Annotated in this window: 16 protein-coding genes and 1 pseudogene; 10 read left to right on the forward strand and 7 right to left on the reverse strand. The window is 35.7% G+C overall.

What is annotated here, in order from left to right:
* The first annotated feature begins 637 nt into the window (after nt 1–637).
* Nucleotides 638–1,003: a response regulator gene (locus tag ACFIMU_RS06740; RefSeq protein WP_345096953.1), complete on the forward strand. Its 366-nt coding sequence runs from the start codon at nt 638–640 to the stop codon at nt 1,001–1,003.
* 78 nt (nt 1,004–1,081) lie between these two features.
* On the opposite strand, the gene ACFIMU_RS06745 is transcribed toward ACFIMU_RS06740, so the two are convergent.
* From ACFIMU_RS06745 to rplM, 3 genes are all read right to left on the reverse strand, one after another.
* On the reverse strand, nt 1,082–1,159 hold the full coding sequence (locus ACFIMU_RS06745; RefSeq protein ID WP_375608704.1) for a hypothetical protein: 78 nt from the start codon (nt 1,157–1,159) through the stop codon (nt 1,082–1,084).
* A gap of 154 nt (nt 1,160–1,313) precedes the next feature.
* Entirely contained in the window at nt 1,314–1,799 is a 486-nt protein-coding gene (gene rpsI, locus ACFIMU_RS06750) for a 30S ribosomal protein S9 (protein ID WP_015856545.1), read from the reverse strand.
* A gap of 2 nt (nt 1,800–1,801) precedes the next feature.
* Nucleotides 1,802–2,266 (reverse strand): 50S ribosomal protein L13, encoded by a 465-nt coding sequence (gene rplM, locus ACFIMU_RS06755; protein ID WP_375606694.1) that lies wholly within the window; start codon nt 2,264–2,266, stop codon nt 1,802–1,804.
* Nucleotides 2,267–2,561: 295 nt separating this feature from the next.
* Between rplM and recJ the strand changes: the two genes are divergently transcribed.
* Nucleotides 2,562–4,346 carry a single-stranded-DNA-specific exonuclease RecJ gene (gene recJ, locus ACFIMU_RS06760; protein WP_375609452.1) on the forward strand — a complete coding sequence of 595 codons (1,785 nt, stop codon included), beginning with the start codon at nt 2,562–2,564 and terminating at the stop codon, nt 4,344–4,346.
* Between the two features lie 17 nt (nt 4,347–4,363).
* Here recJ and parE read toward each other — a convergent pair whose 3' ends face one another.
* The 4 genes from parE to ACFIMU_RS06780 all read right to left on the reverse strand — a co-directional run bounded on the left by parE (nt 4,364) and on the right by ACFIMU_RS06780 (nt 8,846).
* Nucleotides 4,364–6,430 (reverse strand): DNA topoisomerase IV subunit B, encoded by a 2,067-nt coding sequence (gene parE / locus ACFIMU_RS06765; RefSeq protein WP_375696926.1) that lies wholly within the window; start codon nt 6,428–6,430, stop codon nt 4,364–4,366.
* 77 nt (nt 6,431–6,507) lie between these two features.
* Complete coding sequence (gene lipB / locus ACFIMU_RS06770) at nt 6,508–7,245, reverse strand: lipoyl(octanoyl) transferase LipB (RefSeq protein ID WP_375606691.1); 738 nt, start codon at nt 7,243–7,245, stop codon at nt 6,508–6,510.
* A gap of 123 nt (nt 7,246–7,368) precedes the next feature.
* On the reverse strand, nt 7,369–8,220 hold the full coding sequence (locus tag ACFIMU_RS06775; protein ID WP_375606690.1) for a TPM domain-containing protein: 852 nt from the start codon (nt 8,218–8,220) through the stop codon (nt 7,369–7,371).
* A complete protein-coding gene (locus ACFIMU_RS06780) occupies nt 8,220–8,846 on the reverse strand; it encodes a LemA family protein (RefSeq protein ID WP_375606689.1) in 627 nt (208 codons plus the stop codon). The genes ACFIMU_RS06775 and ACFIMU_RS06780 overlap by 1 nt, the downstream gene beginning before the upstream one ends.
* 420 nt (nt 8,847–9,266) lie before the next feature.
* Here ACFIMU_RS06780 and ACFIMU_RS06785 point away from each other — a divergent pair, with 420 nt between their 5' ends.
* The 8 genes and pseudogenes from ACFIMU_RS06785 to ACFIMU_RS06820 all read left to right on the forward strand — a co-directional run bounded on the left by ACFIMU_RS06785 (nt 9,267) and on the right by ACFIMU_RS06820 (nt 18,492).
* Entirely contained in the window at nt 9,267–10,043 is a 777-nt protein-coding gene (locus tag ACFIMU_RS06785; protein WP_375608696.1) for a class I SAM-dependent methyltransferase, read from the forward strand.
* A 1,314-nt stretch (nt 10,044–11,357) separates the two neighbouring features.
* Nucleotides 11,358–12,896 (forward strand): histidine ammonia-lyase, encoded by a 1,539-nt coding sequence (hutH, locus tag ACFIMU_RS06790; protein WP_375608697.1) that lies wholly within the window; start codon nt 11,358–11,360, stop codon nt 12,894–12,896.
* A gap of 398 nt (nt 12,897–13,294) precedes the next feature.
* On the forward strand, nt 13,295–13,654 hold the full coding sequence (locus tag ACFIMU_RS06795; RefSeq protein ID WP_375609454.1) for a hypothetical protein: 360 nt from the start codon (nt 13,295–13,297) through the stop codon (nt 13,652–13,654).
* Between the two features lie 449 nt (nt 13,655–14,103).
* The gene (locus tag ACFIMU_RS06800) at nt 14,104–15,480 is read left to right on the forward strand and encodes an amino acid permease (RefSeq protein WP_375606685.1); all 1,377 of its coding nucleotides are present in this window, start codon (nt 14,104–14,106) and stop codon (nt 15,478–15,480) included.
* A 775-nt stretch (nt 15,481–16,255) separates the two neighbouring features.
* Nucleotides 16,256–16,744: pseudogene (locus tag ACFIMU_RS08820) on the forward strand (hypothetical protein); the annotation flags it as partial.
* Nucleotides 16,745–16,764: 20 nt separating this feature from the next.
* A complete protein-coding gene (locus tag ACFIMU_RS06810; protein WP_375606683.1) occupies nt 16,765–17,169 on the forward strand; it encodes a hypothetical protein in 405 nt (134 codons plus the stop codon).
* A 366-nt stretch (nt 17,170–17,535) separates the two neighbouring features.
* Nucleotides 17,536–17,937, forward strand: coding sequence for a hypothetical protein (locus ACFIMU_RS06815; RefSeq protein WP_375606682.1), 402 nt, complete (start codon nt 17,536–17,538; stop codon nt 17,935–17,937).
* A gap of 270 nt (nt 17,938–18,207) precedes the next feature.
* On the forward strand, nt 18,208–18,492 hold the full coding sequence (locus ACFIMU_RS06820; RefSeq protein WP_375608699.1) for a hypothetical protein: 285 nt from the start codon (nt 18,208–18,210) through the stop codon (nt 18,490–18,492).
* The last annotated feature ends 118 nt before the right edge of the window (nt 18,493–18,610 follow it).

Raw genomic sequence — 18,610 nt, forward strand, 5'->3', positions numbered from 1 at the left:
TGCGAAGCGTGCTTTATAGAGAAATGTTAAAAATCCTATTCCCTAACTTTTATTTACGCGTCCCTCACTGTAAAAAAGCTGTATAAATACAGCAAGTTATTTTTACATAAAACTTATATATTATTCTGTTATTGAATGTTTTATATTAAATAAATCGTGATAATTAATCACGGTTTATTTATTTTTTTTAATCTTAATGACATTGATAAGTTTATCCTTTTATATCATCAAGATATTGTTTTGTGGATGCCAGTATATGGTGCATTAAATTCAGCTAATCAGTTGCTTTTTAAATTTACTTAAATTTTTTCCTCTTCAAAATGCGCATTTTAGCTAAGTTTGTGGTTGATATTTTTTTATGATGAAAACGCGAATGCATTAATTGAGATATCCATAAACTTTGTATATCAACTCAAAAAATACAAGGTCACACAATCTTACGACTATTTGTGGGTTTTATGTTGATGAACTGAATAAGTATAGCGATGCGTCTTACAAATATTTGCAAAAATGCTTTTATTGGAATCTTTTAATCTCTTTGTGGTTTACAATTCATTTTATCATTTTATCTTAAGCAAAGAGAATGTGAATTCATTTCTATTTCTCTATTTTATCTGAGAAGGGTGGAGTTATACGAATGTCAAAAAAAGTCATGATCGTGGAAGATAATGAGCTTAATATGAAGTTATTTCGCGATCTTGTAGAAGCGAGTGGTTATGAAACCGTTGAAACGCGTAATGGTCTTATGGCATTAGATTTGGCGCGTTCATCAATGCCATCTCTTATCCTTGTGGATATCCAGTTGCCAGAGGTCTCTGGAATAGATGTTATTAAACAATTAAAAGAAGATGAAAAACTTCGATCAATCCCCGTTGTTGCTGTAACAGCTTTTGCTATGAAAGGCGATGAGGAGCGAATTCGTGCCAGTGGATGTGAAGAATATATGTCAAAGCCTATTTCTGTCCCTCATTTTATCACAATGGTAAAGCATTTCTTGGACTAAAGCTTGTTAAGTGGTGATAGAAAAAGCATTGAAAAGCTTATAAGATTGCTAAAGTTGTCGCGTAAATATTTTTGTGCTTCAGCACGTGGATATATTACAAGTTAGTAAAACAGATTTTAAAAATTGAAACTGAAGTTTTGAATTTTTTCGGTTTATTTTTCTTGCCTTTTATCTTAAGAGAAGAAGTTGTTTTGCATTCTTGTTTTTTCTAATCGGTATAGATTTGTTCCTACATTCATCTAAAAGTTTGTTTTAGTAGGGGAAAAAGCCCCGTTTTTGTCCGAGGCTTTATGCATTGCAAAAATTGAAATTAACGCTTTGAGAATTGGAAAGAACGACGTGCTTTTGCTTTACCGTACTTTTTACGTTCAACAACACGGCTATCACGGGTAAGAAACCCACCTTTTTTCAAGATTGAGCGAAGTTCTGGTTCGTAATAGGTTAAAGCTTTGGAAATGCCATGGCGCACTGCACCGGCTTGTCCGGAAAGACCACCGCCTGCAACGGTTGCAATAATATCAAATTGGGTATCCCTATTTGTTGCAACAATTGGTTGACGAAGAATCATTCTAAGAACAGGACGAGCAAAATATTTGTCAAATTCCTTATTGTTGATCGTGATTTTTCCAGAACCTGGTTTAATCCATACACGTGCAACAGCGTCTTTACGCTTTCCTGTTGCGTAAGCACGTCCTTGTGAATCAAGCTTTTGCACGTGAACAGGAACAACATTTTCATGTGTTTCTGTAATACTTGTTACTATGCTAAGCTCAGAAAGAGAATTAATTTCAGCCATAATCAAGCAATCCTTTTGTTTTTGCGGTTTAAAGCACCAACGTCAAGAGATTCAGGCTGTTGTGCTTCATGTGGATGTTGGTTTCCAGCATAAACACGCAGATTCTTCAATTGACGGCGACCAAGAGGCCCACGAGGAATCATACGTTCTACCGCTTTTTCAATAACGCGTTCGGGAAAACGCCCCTCAAGAAGTTGACGTGCTGTACGTTGTTTTATTCCACCAATATAGCCGGTATGCCAATAATATTTTTTATCTGTATATTTTTTGCCAGTGAGAGCTATTTTATCTGCATTAATGACAATAACGTTGTCACCATCATCAACATGTGGAGTAAATGTAGCTTTATGTTTGCCACGTAAGCGGTTCGCAACAAATGTGGCAAGACGACCTAAAACAAGGTTTTCTGCGTCAATAATAACCCATTTTTTCACCACTTCAGTTGGCTTTTGTGAAAAAGTTGCCATAGAAGTATCCTTTATTAGAACCCTTTTAATATAAGGGAATTTTTACTGTTTTGCGTTGAAAATTGTTACCATAGCGAAATATTTAACGCATACTATTTGCTCTGATATAATGTCTTTTGATTGACGTCAAGAGAAAATAAAAACTTTATAAAACAGCATGTTATGAGAGCGGTATTATAATACCGCATTAAAGAAGTTTGTGGATCATTTAAATTTAAAATGAATGTTGCAAAAGACTATTTTATCTTTAACGCATGATTGTATTTTATCGTTCTTCATTATAAAATAAGTAATAATGCAGTGGTCTCGTTATTTTCTCAATGTTGAATCTTCTGCTTGTGGTCAAGCTTGGTTAGATGCCCTTGATGTTCAAGGGATAAATAATGCGCGCGCTATTTCTCAAAAATTTGGTTTTCCAGATCAGCTAGCTCGAGTACTTTCAGCAAGAGATGTGGATGAAGCTGAGGCTGTTGCTTTTATTAATCCAACATTACGTACGCTTATGCCTGATCCAGAAAGTTTTAGGGATATGCAATGCGCTGCAGAGCGTATTGTTAAGGCTCTTCTCAATCAAGAACAGGTTGCTGTGTTTGGTGATTATGATGTTGATGGTGCTTGTTCATCGGCACTCATAGCGCGTTTTTTTCGTTATTTTGGTATTGAAGTCAAAATTTATATTCCTGATCGCATTGTTGAAGGCTATGGTCCGAATGAACAAGCAATGAGGATGCTTGTGCAAGAAGGCGCTCGGTTAATTATCACTGTTGATTGTGGCGCAAACAGTCCAGATGCCGTAAAAGCAGCTAGGCTTGCTGGGGCTGATGTTGTGATTTTAGATCATCATCAAATGTCAGAGATTCATCAAGAAGCTATTGCTCTTGTTAATCCTAATCGTCCTGATGATTTTTCTGAACAGGGTCATTTATGTGCAGCGGGTGTTGTCTTTGTTACATTAGCTTGGGTTCATCATTTACTGCGGAAAAAACAATTCAAAGGGAAACTGCCTGATCTTCTCAGTATGCTTGATCTTGTTGCATTGGCAACCATATGTGATGTTGTTCCATTACAGGGGGTTAACCGTGCTTTTGTGATAAAAGGGCTGCAAGTTGCTCGTTCTATGCATAATCTAGGAATAACAGCTTTAACAAAGGTTGCACGAATAGGGGAGCCGCTTAATAGTTTTCATTTAGGTTTTTTATTAGGTCCTAGAATTAATGCAGGAGGGCGCATTGGTGATCAAGCTTTGGGAGCACGTTTGCTTAGTTGTGAGAATAAAGATGAAGCGGACAGAATAGCAGAACAATTAGATCGGCTTAATCAAGAACGCCAAGAAATGGAGAACATTCAATTAGCACAAGCGGAATCTTATATTACTTCTCTTTATCAAGATCAAGAAATACCATTGTCGCTTGTAATTTCTCATAAAGAATGGCATCCAGGAATTATTGGTATTCTTGCTTCCCGTCTCAAAGAGCGTTTTTTTTGTCCTGTTTTTGCTATTGCTTTGAAAGAAGATGGAAATGGCGTAGGGTCGGGACGCTCAATTAATGGTATAGATTTAGGAGCACTCGTTCGTGAAGCTGTTACATTAAATTTATTAGAAAAAGGAGGGGGACACAGTATGGCAGCAGGAATTACAATTCAATCAACAAAAATTGAAATTTTTCGAAAATGGCTAGAAGAAAAAGTTTCTTTAATGGTTTCACAGTTGCGTGCAAAAAAATCTCTTAGTATAGATGGTTCTCTTTCTGCTTCCGGTGTTAATGAAGCGCTGTTTGAATTGCTTGAAAAAGCAGGGCCATTTGGGGCAGGGAATGCAACACCTGTTTTTGTTCTTCCCTCTCATCGACTGGTGAATCTATCTGAAGTTGGTAAAGGACATCTTCGCCTCATTGTATCTAATGTTGAAGGAAAAAAACTACAAGGAATAGCTTTTCGTGCTGTAGGGACATCACTTGGTGATTTTCTTTTTGAAAATATTGGTGAAATGATTCATTTAGCTGGTCATCTTAGTTTGAATTATTGGAATGGAACGATCAATCCGCAACTGCGCGTGATTGACGCAGCCGCAGTGGTTTGAAAGGGATATTTTTTATATTAGATGTCTAGATTAGAAGCAAAAGTAGAGTTTTCTTGTATGAAACGAAATCGTGCTTCTGGTTTTGTTCCCATGAGACTTTCTACAGTCTTTTTCGTTTCTTGTATTTCCACGGCATCAATAGAAACACGAAGCAATGTACGTTTTTGAGGATGCATAGTCGTTTCTTTAAGTTGTTCTGCGCGCATTTCACCCAGCCCTTTAAAACGCCCGATTTCGATTTTAGCTTTTCCAGTAAATTCAGTTTTGAGCAATTCATCCTTATGAATGTCGTCACGAGCATAAGCAACTTTTCCTCCTTGCGATATTCTATAAAGGGGAGGGACGGCAAGATATAAATGTCCCTGATGAATAAGGTCAGGCATTTCTTGAAAGAAGAAGGTAATGAGCAGTGACGCAATATGAGCACCATCAACATCAGCATCTGTCATGATGATAATACGTTCATATCTGAGATCTTTTTCACGATACTTGGAGCGTGTTCCACATCCAAGAGCACGGATAAGATCGCTAATTGTTTGGCTTGAGTTCATTTTTTCATGTGCAGCACTAGCGACATTTAAGATTTTACCACGAAGAGGTAAAATTGCTTGGTTTGCTCTATTTCTTGCTTGTTTAGCAGATCCTCCTGCAGAATCCCCTTCAACAATGAATAGTTCAGCACCCAAAGCATGGTTCTGGCTACAATCTGCAAGTTTACCGGGCAGACGTAATTTACGGACAGCAGTTTTTCGACTTATTTCTCTATCTTGGCGTCGTCTAACACGTTCTTCAGCACGTTCGATAACCCAATCGAGAAGTTTTGTTGCTTCTTGTGGGGAATTTGCTAACCAATGATCAAAAGGATCGCGGATTGCATTCTCAACGATACGCTGTGCTTCAATGGTTGCTAATCGATCTTTTGTTTGTCCAACAAATTCAGGGTTACTGATAAAGACTGAAAGTATTGCGGCTGTTGAAATCATAATATCGTCAGACGTAATAATTGCTGCGCGCTTGTTTCCTATTAACTCAGCGTAGGATTTCAATCCACGCAAAAGAGCTTGGCGTAATCCTATTTCGTGTGTTCCGCCTTCTCCTGTAGGAATCGTATTGCAGTAAGATTGCACACAAGAATCACCACCATGCCAAGCGATCGCCCATTCAACGCAGCCATGGCCGTTATTTTGTTGTGTTTTGCCAGAAAAAATTTCTGACGTTACTCGATATTCATCTTTTAGTGACGCAAGTAAATAGTCTTTAAGCCCATCGGGAAAATGAAAAACAGCTTTTTCAGGAATATTTTTTGTGCCTTCAAGTATGACGGGATCACAACACCAGCGAATTTTTACGCCACCAAAAAGATAGGCTTTGGAGCATGTCATCTTATAGATTTTTTCTGGATCAAAAGCTGCTTTTTCACCAAAAATTTCATGATCAGGATGAAAACGAACGCGCGTACCACGACGATTATAAACATCTCCCAGATCTTCCAATCCAGATTGAGGAATACCGCGTGAGAAACGTTGGCGGTACAGTTTTCGTTCTCGTGCAACTTCAACTTCCATATCATCAGAAAGAGCATTGACGACAGAAATTCCTACTCCATGAAGTCCACCAGCAGTTTGATAAGCTTTTCCATCAAATTTTCCGCCTGAGTGGAGTTGTGTCATAATAACTTCAAGAGTAGATTTCTCGGGCATTTGAGGATGATTTTCGACAGGAATACCGCGTCCATTATCTGTAACGGTTATATAACCGTTCCTATCTAATGAGACTTCAATAGAATCTGCATAACCCGCAACAGCTTCATCCATCGCGTTATCAATAATTTCGGCAAATAAATGATGAAGTGCTTTACTGTCTGTTCCACCAATATACATTCCAGGGCGTAAACGTACGGGCTCTAACCCCTCAAGTACTCGAATAGAGAGAGCATTATAGTCATCTTCTTGCATATCTTTCGCACTTTTTTTTGAAATCACCGCTTTTGATTTCATTGGAGACTGCAGAGTGCTTTCTTTTGTATTTACCCGAGATTGGGCTTTATTTAAAACACTAAAAAGATCCTTGTTGTTATCGCTCATAGCGTTTAACTATCCACCTCATAAAATATTTATTAAAATAAATTTTATGCCTGTTTTTTATTTAAAAATCAATGCACTTAGGAAACATCAATTGTTGGACCAAAAATTTCTTCAAAAGCGTGTTTGAGAGCGATATCAATATCATACATTGTTACAGAGTACCCTAGATCAAGAAAGCTTGTTACACCATGGTTTGTAATTCCACAAGGAACAATTCCTGAATAATGGGCTAAATTAGGATTAACATTGATAGAAACTCCATGAAAGCTTATCCATTTGCGCACTCGAATGCCAATAGCTGCAATTTTATTTTCAGAAGAAAGATCATTTTGTTTTGATGGGCAATGAGGCTGTTTAATCCAGACACCAACGCGATCTTCTCGTCGTTCGCCTTTAATATTAAAATTTGCAAGCATCTGTATGATCCATTCTTCTAATGCACTAATGAAAGCACGAATGTCTTGTTTTCGGCGTTTAAGATCAAGCATGATATAAGCAATACGTTGTCCTGGACCGTGATATGTAAATTCACCTCCACGTCCTGCTTCATAAACAGGGAATAAATGGGGTGCTAAAAGATCTTTTTTGTTGGCACTCGTCCCCGCTGTATAAAGGGAAGGGTGTTCAAGAAGCCAAACTTGTTCATGTGCGGTTTTTGCAAGAATTTTTTCTACACGTTCTTGCATATAACGCAGAGCTTCAGGATACTCAACTAGATGATCACTTATCTTCCATTCAACTGGTGGATTGCCTAGAATTGCATTAAAATGATGTGATAAGTGATTACGATCCGTATGTTTCAATTCAAATGTCATTAGTAATATTTATCTTGATGTTTGAGTTTATATTGTAATCAGAAAAATAAAAAAAGAATAAAATTAAGAGATAGTTTATAAGAAGTGCAATGAATTTTATAAAAAAATTGTTATATGCTCGTTTTACCATCTTCCTGTTGCACCGCCACCACCTGATGATCCACCACCACCCCTAAATCCCCCTCCACCTCGAGGACCTCCGAACTTTCCACCAGGATATCTGCCACCGGCACTTAAGTTAAGAAACCAAGGTGTGAAGATAATCCCCATCCAAAGATACTTTTGTGGGCCTACTTTTTTACCAAAAATCATTGCAAGAATGGGCAAACCAACGACTATAAAGAGAATGAAAAACATGATTGTATTGATAATCATTTCTTCTTTTTCAGCTTGTTTACGTTGTTCTTCAACAGCTTTAGCTTTTTGATTGATTCGAAAAGAAAAATCAGCATCACTTTGTGTGATTACTTTGATAATTGCATGAACCGCTTCGACAATCCCTTTTTGATAATTTCCTTCACGAAAATTAGGAATCATGAAGCTATTAATGATGACAGAAGAAATGGCATCTGTTAGTTCTCCTTCCAGACCGTAGCCTACTTCGATACGTGCTGTGCGTTCATTTGGTGCAATGACCAGTAATACACCATTATTGATCTTCTTTTGGCCTAATCCCCATGTACGAAAAAGAGAATTGCTGTATGTTTCTATATCATTGCCCGAAAGAGTAGGGAGTGTGACAAGAACAATTTGATCTCCCGTTTTCTCTTCGAGTGCTGCCAGTTTTTTTATCAAGTCTTCCTTGGTTGCATTATCGAGCAAATGAGCTACATCATTAACATACCCTGTTAAATGAGGAAATTTTATTTGCGAACAAGCGATACTTCCCAATGCAGCAACTAAATACAGAGAGCAGATAAAAGCCCATAATTTTGGAAATACAATACGTTGCAAAGAGTATCGAAATAGTTTCATTAATTAAAATTAACCTTTGGTGTTTGTTGGCTATCTGTATCGATGGTAAAAGTTGGCATGGGTTTAGCATCGCGAAACCATAACTTTGCCCAAATCATCGTCGGCATTGTTTTGAGTGCAGTATTGTAGGCACGTACTGTTTCAATATAATCGCGGCGCGCAACGGAAATACGGTTTTCTGTTCCTTCTAATTGTGACTGAAGAGCAAGAAAGTTTTGGTTTGCTTTAAGATCCGGATAGTTTTCAACAACAGCCATAAGCCGCGAAAGTGCACTTGATAAGTTTGCTTGATTTTTGAGATATTGCTGCATAATTTCTGGATTATTCAACATATCTGCATTAATATTGACTTGCGTTGCTTTAGCACGTGCTTCAATTACATTTGTGAAAACGCTTTGTTCATGAGCTGCGTAAGCTTTAACTGTTTCTACAAGATTAGGGATGAGGTCTGTACGACGTTGATATTGATTGAGCACTTCACTCCATGCGGCGTGTGCTTTTTCTTCATTTGTTGGTATCGCATTGAATCCGCAACCACTTAAAAATGGCACTAACCATACCAAAAAAATAATAATTGAAAATCGTTTTAATATTCTAAACATTGAAGAAGTTTGTACATTTAACATAAAGATGTCTCCACAGATATTTTATGTATTATATAGAGTCTTTTTTCTTGGTGGAAAGTATTTTGAAATTTATAAACAGGCGTATTTATCAATAAATTGATATCTCTATGCGTTTTAGGTACGCTTAAGTGACTTGTTGATATTAAAATAATAATAGTAATATAGATGTCATCTTATAAAAGATCAATAATATTTATATCAATTATTATTACAGAAAATTATATTATTTTCGTAGGAGTTTTGGATTTCGCAACGTGCAGATAATAATTGGAAAAGAGAAAAATGTAAGGATCAATTTTATAGAAAAATAGAAGGTAAGGGCAGTTCTTATTTTCTTCCTTTAGAAGTTATGCTTAACGTATTGGATAAAAATACTTTTTAATTATGTATATCAGCAACTGTAAGGAGAGACAAAGTTCTATGATAGAAAGTGTCCAACAGCAAAGTGAAAAATTTGACGGATTGGCTGATGATTATAATCGCTATCGTCCTCGCTATCCCCTTACTTTATTTAAGACCATGCTCTTTCCTTTTAAGAACAAAAAGAATTTGTCCATCGTGGATGTAGGCGCTGGGACAGGCATCGCATTAGAGGGGATTGTTAAATTTTTAGGCAACGAGCACCAATATCATGCTATTGATGTATCGGAAGATATGATTAAGCAGGGACGAAGAAAATTTCCGAACGTGCGTTGGTATCAGGGCCGAGCCGAAGATCTATTGCCTCAAATAGGCAAGGTAGATCTTATCGTTGCAGCGCAGGCATTTCAATGGATGGATCGCCCTAAATTGCTTTGCGTTATTTCAGATCAACTTCGGGTCAATGGTGTCATGGCGGTTATTCAAAATAATCGTGATTTCAAGCATAGCGAATTTCTAGAGGCTTATGAGACATTGTTAGAGAAGATGAGTCCAAATTATTCCCGTTATTATCGTAATTTTGATTTTTTACAGGAAATGAGTGATGGCTTTGGGGTAAAAGCAGAAAAAATTTCTTTCCATACGCATAATTGGACGATGATGATCTCGTCTGAATCTTTTATTGGAATGAGCCGCTCTTCAACGCAAGCGCAACGCGCTATTGCGAGCCATGGAAAAGAATATTTGCGGCAATTGGTCGCATTGATAAAGAAATATGAAGTGCAAGGCAATTTGGAGATTTTGTATCGAAGTGAGCTCTATATGTATGCAGGATAATCCGATATCGATGATTGCTTTTGCTCTTTTAGCACATCAGAGTGGGCGGTATTCAGAAAATTAACGCATTATTAAGGCAGACTTTGAGGGAGAAAGGTTTTTTCTTCTTCAGCATTCACATTGACATCTTATTACCGCTGATTTTCATTGTTCATTTAATATGAGAGAGTTTAAATAGAAAACTTATGCTCTGCATTATAGCATCGAAGCGCTTTCTTTACTGCAGTTTAACAACAGATTATTTTATAAAATGGAAAGAGGTAGATTGAATAGAAATGTTTGATAATTCTTTGTTTTTATGATTGCTTTTTATTATTAAATGAGAGTGTTTTTAATAAATTTTGACAAAAATAACTGAAAAAGTACAAAAAATTATCATAATCAGAAATTTGTAGTAAAAAAGTAATGGCTTGGAAGAACCTTAAAAAAACAACTCATTTTGAAATTATCTCTAAATTTAGATTCAGTATAACAAAAAAGTAAAATATAAATATGCTATATGAAGCATTTCTCTTTTTAAAAGATATAATATAAAACAATATATTAATTATTTTTTTTGATATAAGAAAACTTCTTTTATTTTCTATTTTAAATAACGGGTTAGGCCGAGTCTTATGTGGTTTTATTGAAGATGTATTTTTCAAGGTTTAATCTGGCGCTTTAAATACAATTTTAGAAGTGGCAAATAAGCTCAATTTCTTCTCTGTTGTGATGTATTGAATAAGTTTTTAATTTTCTATAGAGTTTGATTTTTGCAATCATGATAGATTGTGACAGCTATCTATTTAAGGTTTTTATAAGTTTAGTAAGAATAGCTTGATAATAAATCCATTGAGTTTTCCATCTTTACGCTTCATAAAAGAATAAGCCTGCACCATCCACACTTTCATCTCCCAATGTTGCGACAGCCCTTGACACGGTTCATAAGAGGAGTTTTTAGTCCTTTTTTACAGTTTTATCCATACGCCAATCTCGCTTATTACGTGCAAGCGAATGGTTTTGATTTATTCAACATACACAGATTTGGAATGAGAGAGTTTTAAGATATTCAGCTCTCTCATTTAATATGCAGCATGCTAGATTATGATTATAAATTAAAGTGTTATCTATTTTTGAAATCCATTACTTTGGTTGTGCTTGTCAATATTTCATTTTCATTTATCGTCAACTATTCTACTTTTGGATAATGACTCCATTGTAAGGAATACCTTTAAGAAAGCATTATCGCTTTAAAGAGTCGTTATAGTTTTTTTTGTTTTATAGAAAGATCAATAATGTTAAGCATTGTACTTTAATGAACGAAGAAAGAAAATCATGATGATTACACTAAAACCGGGCGAGGTAACGCTTAGTGAACTTAAAGATATTTATTTTAATGGAGAAGTGGGTAAACTTCATAATAATACGCATTTAGCTATCGAGAAAGGAGCGCAGCGCATTTCTGAAATTGCTGCTGGAAGTAAGCCAGTGTATGGTGTTAATACTGGTTTTGGGAAATTGGCTTCCATTAAAATTGATACGGACAATGTTGCTGTTTTACAGAGAAATCTTATTTTGTCCCATTGTTGTGGGGTGGGAGAACCTTTAGCAGAAAATATTGTGCGTTTGATAATGAGCTTAAAGCTTATCTCTTTAGGAAGAGGGGCTTCAGGGGTTCGTCTAGAATTGATAAATTTGCTGGAAAATATGCTTGCAAAGGGCGTCATTCCTGTCATCCCTGAAAAAGGGTCTGTTGGTGCTTCCGGTGATCTCGCCCCACTTGCTCACATGGCGGCTGTTATGATGGGAGAGGGAGAAGCATTTTTTAAAAATATTCGTATGAGTGGAGCAGCTGCGTTAGAAAAAGCGGGATTGTCGCCTATTATTTTAAAGGCAAAGGAAGGTCTCGCTCTTATTAATGGGACTCAAACCTCAACAGCCCTTGCACTTGCCGGTCTTTTTCGAGGTTATCGGGCATTGTGTGGTGGATTGCTGGCAGGAGCTTTGACAACAGACGCCCTCATGGGGTCAACGGCGCCATTTCATCCTGATATCCATATTTTACGAGGACATTATGGGCAGATTGCCGTATCGAAAACATTAGAAAAACTTGTAGAGAATTCAGAAATTCGTGCAGCACATCTACGGGGTGATGAGCGTGTACAAGATCCTTACTGTATACGTTGCCAGCCACAGGTGATGGGGGCATGTTTTGATATTTTGTTAGCCGCAGCAAAAACACTTATTATTGAAGCAAATGCTGTTACAGATAATCCTTTGATTTTAAGGAATGGTGAGGTTGTATCAGGTGGGAATTTCCATGCAGAACCTGTAGCATTTGCTGCTGATCAGATCGCTCTTGCTTTGTGTGAAATAGGATCTATTTCTCAGCGGCGTATTGCTCTTATGGTTGATCCAGCTGTTTCTTATGGACTTCCAGCTTTTTTAGCGCATAATCCAGGTCTTCATTCAGGTTTTATGATCGCTGAAGTAACAGCAGCAGCTTTAATGTCTGAAAATAAGCAAATGGCCTATCCTGCTTCCGTTGATTCAACACCTACTTCAGCTAATCAAGAAGATCATGTTTCAATGGCTTGCCATGGCGCTCGTCGGTTATTGGTCATGAGTGAAAACCTTTTTACACTTATTGGCATTGAAACGCTTGTTGCAGCACAAGGAATTGAATATCGTGCACCTTTAAAAACAAGTACTTTTTTGCAATCTGTTATGGAATGTTTACGAAAAAATGTTGCTTCTCTTAAGGAAGATCGCTATCTGGCTCCAGATCTTCATCGAGTACATATACTTGTGCGTGAAGGACATTTATTATCTGTTTTACCAGAAACAATTTTTCCTTCATTAAGTTTTCAATAGTATTTGTTTTAAGGTCAATGCTGAAGGGGGGATATTGAATTTTGAAACTTTCTCATATGAAAATATAGAGGAGCAATAATATATTTGAATTATTTAATAAAATGTATATTTATTACTGTATATATCTGATTTTTGTAGTTAACTAGATATTTTGTTATTTTATAGAAACTATAAAATTAAAGCACCTATATTTTCTGATTTATATCAGAAATTTTAATATAAGTTAAATAATATATACGAATTATATATTCGTGATATTATATTTTTATAAATATAAATTATGATATATGTATTGTATCAAGTAAATATAAAATTTTTATTTTATATTCTTCTTATTTTTAATACTTTATGAATTTTATAGTTCATTTTTGATATTTAAAATAAAAAAGGAGAAAAGAATGTTTAAAAGTGCTAAATTATGTGTTTCAATAACAGTTCTTTTTTTCTCTCAAATTCTTGAGATTCATGCAAATTTTAGGAGAGCTAGCTTTCCAGAGGAAGTTTTCATTATGATAGTGGCTCAAGAGAAAGAGCCTCTTATTTCAGCGAAAAACAAAGATTTTATTGCTATCTCAGGGCAAATTCCCAGAGGTAATGAGAACGCTATCATCGGACCAATAATCAAAGATGCTCTTTTTATCGTATATTTTTTTTTCATTGGAAAGCTTGTCGTTAAGACAGCTGGAGTCCTTAAAAGATGGGTTGTAGATAAATTTTCTCATGCTTTTGAAGACTTGCGAGATTCGTATTATCATTGATTGAGCTATTCAATTGGCATAAAAAGTTTGTTTTATGGGCTCAAAGAAAGTTTGCTTAAAGTAACAAAAAATTAATTTTATGCATAGTTAATGTGTTTGTTATGAATTTTTAGGCTTCTATTTCAGTGCACCGAAATAGAAGCCTAAAAGTTTAGATTACATTAAGGTTAATTTTCTCTGTAAAAAACTAGAGAATACGAAATGAATTAAATGACAATTGTGAAAAAATTCATTATCACTTTATTTGAATAAAATAATACGAAATTGTAGGCTATAAAAGCTGAATAATTCGCAATAAAAGTATTTTTTCATTGTTTAGAGCAAAGTGTTGGACTGGCTGGTCTTCGATGTTTTTTGAAATATATTTGTGAAAGAAACATGAGGCTTTATTTATCATAGGGCTGTTATCGTGGTGTGGATTGTCAGCATTTCAAAAAGTAAGGAAAGAAATGGCAATAAATGAACTGAAACGGGGTATGAGTAAGCGCCAAGTTATTTTTTTAGCTCTTGGTTCTGCTATTGGAACAGGTCTTTTTTATGGGTCTGCACAGGCAATTAAGCTTGCGGGTCCCAGTGTTTTGATTGCCTATTGTATTGCTGGTTTAGCTATTTTTATGGTTATGCGGGCTCTAGGAGAGATGATACTTCATAATCCATTGCCTGGTTCTTTTGCTCGTTATGCGGCAAATTACATATCACCATTAGCAGGTTTTTTAACGGGATGGACATATGTATTTGAGATGATTCTTGTTGGTTTGGCTGATATTACAGCTTTTGCGACTTATATGGGTTTTTGGTATCCTGATGTTGCTCCTTGGGTATGGGCACTGAGTATTACATTAATCATCACAGGCATTAATTTAGCTGCTGTAGAAGTCTATGGTGAACTAGAGTTTTGGCTCTCTTCTATTAAAGTTATAGCTATCATTGCGATGATTATTTTAGGAATAGCAATTATTTTTTGGGGGTGGGGTGAAGGTGCAGATTTTTCTACCGTTACTGTTCATAATTTATGGAAAAATGGTGGTATTTTTCCCAATGGTTGGTTTGGTTTTTTAGCTTGCTTTAGTGTTGTTGTTTTTGCTTTTGGTGGCATAGAAATTATTGGCATGGCAGTTATGGAAGTTCAAAACCCTCATCAAACGATTTCAAAGGCAATTAATTCTACTCCAGTTCGTATTTTGCTTTTTTACGTCATGACGTTAGCTATTTTAATGTCTCTTTATCCTTGGAATGAGATTGGTCTTATGGATAGCCCTTTTGTATCTATTTTTGAAAATCTTGGGATTTCGTATGCAGCAAATATTTTAAATATTGTTGTTGTTACAGCGGCTATTTCAGCAATGAATAGTGGAATGTATGGTGCTTGTCGTATGATCCATGGTTTATCGCAGGAAGGTTATGCTTTAAAAAAGTTTCAATATTTATCAAAAAATGGTATACCAGTTTTTGTTATTTTGATGATCTTCGGTATCTTTCTTCTTGGTGCTCTCCTTAATTATTTTTATCATGAAAAGCTTTTTTTTCTTATTGCCGCAATGGCAACATTTGCGACAGTTTTTGTTTGGATGATGATTCTACTTTCACAATTTTCTATGCGAATTAAGATGCCTAAAGAAGCACAGAATGGTTTAAAATTTCCCATTCCATTTTGGCCAATAGGGTCGATTTTTTCTATTTTATTTATGGTTTTTATTTTTATTCTCTTATGGTATTTTGATGAGACACGACCGGTTTTAATTATAGGTGTTAGTTGGATTGCTTGGCTTGTTGTTTGTTTCTATGTACTTAAACTTTATAATTTTAAGCAAAAGAAACGGCAATAAAATGTGAATAGAGATAAAACTCAAAACAAATAGCTGATGTCATCAGGAAAACAGGTGTTTGATTGTTATTCTCTAAAGGTTAGAACAATCTAGATTGAAAAAATCTGCTCGTTATTATTTTGCTTTGGAAGTTTTTGTGAGCCATTGCTTACGGTAACGACCAAATCATATAAATATTAGGCGTTTTTTGATGGTGAGCTGTGCTATCAATATAAGTCTTTCAGGTTAAAATGCCTAACAGCGCAAATAGATTTTACCAGATACAAGATTATAGGCAGATATCTTTTTCTAAACGTATTAATGAAGTTCTGTTTTACAAGAGAAGTTATTGTAAGAATTGTTTTTTTAAGCTCTTTAAAAAATTGGTTGCTTAAATTTTGTTGTTTAGAAAATTACTATTGCTTTTAGAAACGAAGATAAAGTTCTTTATGTCTTTTCTTGAAAAGAAGGGGTGAAGTTTTTTTTTCTATTCTTTTTTCTTAAAGAGAATTGGCGTTGGTAGAAAATAGTGGATAACAAAGTTACATGAGGCATTGTATCATTGTTTTTATAAAAACTTTAATAAACAGCAGCAAGATATTACAATAAAATCTCATAGAAGAGTAAATTAAAAAGAACAATGAACGTGTGACAGTTTTACGATTCTTATTATTATTGCTCTCACAAGAGGAAGGATCAAACTTATTTTTTATAATATTGATACGAGAGTAGTTTTTATTACAAGTGGAGGCGGACAAAATGTACTCCGCAATTGTATTTCGGTGCAAAATTATTCAATATTACCATAAAAGGCGCTCAAGAACACTACGACCAGAAAAAACAATCATCGGAAAGTGGCTTTTTACACGAGAAGTCTTCCAATAGCTCTGAAACACACACAACAACGATTCCGTTTATCCTTGAGGTAACAGGCAAAGTTGATATGGATGTACAATGAGATGCTACGATTATTGCTTCTCATCTGATTTCTGGTCAAGATATCAATGTAATGGAAGAAAGTATGACGGTTGTTAGCATGACAGACCATCATAGCGGTCATTCACAGAGGCATGAAACAGGTTTTGATGGGCATAGATTTGACTTTGTAAGCAGAATTATTGGCGGCAATGACTATACTTACGAGACAGCACCTGCTGGTAGTAACTGGTGGACAGAATGGTGGAGAGTGATCATGAATCCCATAAGCTCCCATACCTGTCTTGGAGATGCGGGTCCGAAATGCCAAAAGTTTTATGGCACATCTCATTTAGAACAAAAGCCTTGAATTAAATCATGGAGGAAAAAATGAAACAAACCTTAAAATTATTAAGTGCGATAATTCTATTGGGTATAGCTGGGTGCCAGTTTAATAAACCTCCTCCAGGAGAGGTGGCTACGTGGGAGAAAAATGGTGTTACTGATTTTACTGAGGTAGGAAAAGCTTTGTTAGAATGTGGTATGCCAAGCCTTATTGATGCCGATCCAGAAAACAGAAAACTCAGCTACAATGCATGGGCAACTATTGATGCCTGTATGGTTCAATCGGGATTTCGTGATAAAGTGGGGGGAGGGACTTGGTGCGAGAATCATAAAGCCGAAGATCTCCCGATTTGTCGTCCAGGCGCTGTTGTTCCACAGCGCAGTGTCAAGAAGCGCTTAAACAGCCCTTTTTGTAAAAAATATAAAAATGCACCTGAATGCAAACCTTAAGTCTTGCTGTTTGTGACGATCAACAATCCCTACCTTCATGTTTCTCATGCCCGTGTGGGGATGGCTTAATTCAGCATGTCAATGCTATTTATTTATGGGGACTACAACTGTTGGCGCAATAATATAAAATATCTATCTTGGTTGTAATCAAAATATTGAGAATAATTATATGCATAACGTTGATAGAATACGATTTAAGTAGTAATTTTGCTGTATTTTTGATATAATATCGGTGGCATAATTATCGGAAAGAGATAAATAACCATGAAGGTTGATAATGTTCATCGTTATTTTGGAAGTGAAAAAACAGCATGTAAAGTAATTTATGGATTGTTTCATAATATCAAATTATTCAAGGATAGGAAAATGAAGCAGATTTTAAAATTATTAAGTGGGATGACCCTATTTGTTATGGCTGGATGTTATCCAGAAAAGCCTTCTCAAACAGCTGTAGATGCATGGGAAAAGTCTGGTGCTGATCAACTTGAGATAAAAAAAGCTCTGTTAGAGTGTGGAATACAGTATCTTGATGGTCGTTTTGATACAGAAACAAGTACTGATGAGAGATTCAATGCAGAGGAGTCTGTGAATGCATGCATGATACAAGCAGGTTTCCAAGATAAATTGGGAAGGGTAAAGTGGTGTGAAAAGTATGAAAATCTTCCAATTTGTCAGCCTGATGCTGTTATTCCTCAGCGAAGTGTAGAGAGGCGCTTGAATAGTCCTCATTGTGAAGAGAACAAAGAGCAGCCCGAATGTCAACCTTAAATATTGATGCTGTTGTAATCAATAATCCTTATATTTTTGTTCTCGCAAGGGGGGCGGGATTGTTTTTCTCAATAGACTAGCAATCTTACATGTGAAAAAATTAGCACAGAGTTATAGGCTTTTTTATTCGTAAATATTGAGGGAGGGGGAAAATGAAAAAAATATTGAAATTATTGAGTGCTATGATTTTTTTTAAGCTCTGCGGGATGTGTTAGTAAATCTCCCCCATCGATATTGGCATGAGGGGAAAAGCCTGGTGTCAATAAATCTATGGTTCAACAAGCACTGTTAAAATGTGGATGGAAACCAATCTACGTTTCTTCTGAAAATATGGATTCGCGTGCAAGTGAATTTGCAGCAATTTATGAGTGTATGACTAAAGCAGGTTATCGGTACAAATTGCAGGATTCAAAGGGAATCTATTTTTCATCAACACCGCGAAGTGATTCATTTTTAGTCAATTTAATGGTAGCAGGGTATCAGAAGGTTATGGACAATGATACTTTGAAACAAAAACAAGATTTGATGTTACGTCTTCAGAATGATAAAAAATAGAAAAGTTTTGAAAAAGTGACCTAACAGTAAAATATATTCATCTTTAAAGTAATAGTTCAATGAAAATATTAATAGGGGTGAGGGAGTAAAAGTGCTGCTCTTTTACCCTCGATATAGT

The sequence above is a fragment of the Bartonella sp. AC70YNML genome, assembly GCF_042196545.1.
GTDB lineage: Bacteria > Pseudomonadota > Alphaproteobacteria > Rhizobiales > Rhizobiaceae > Bartonella.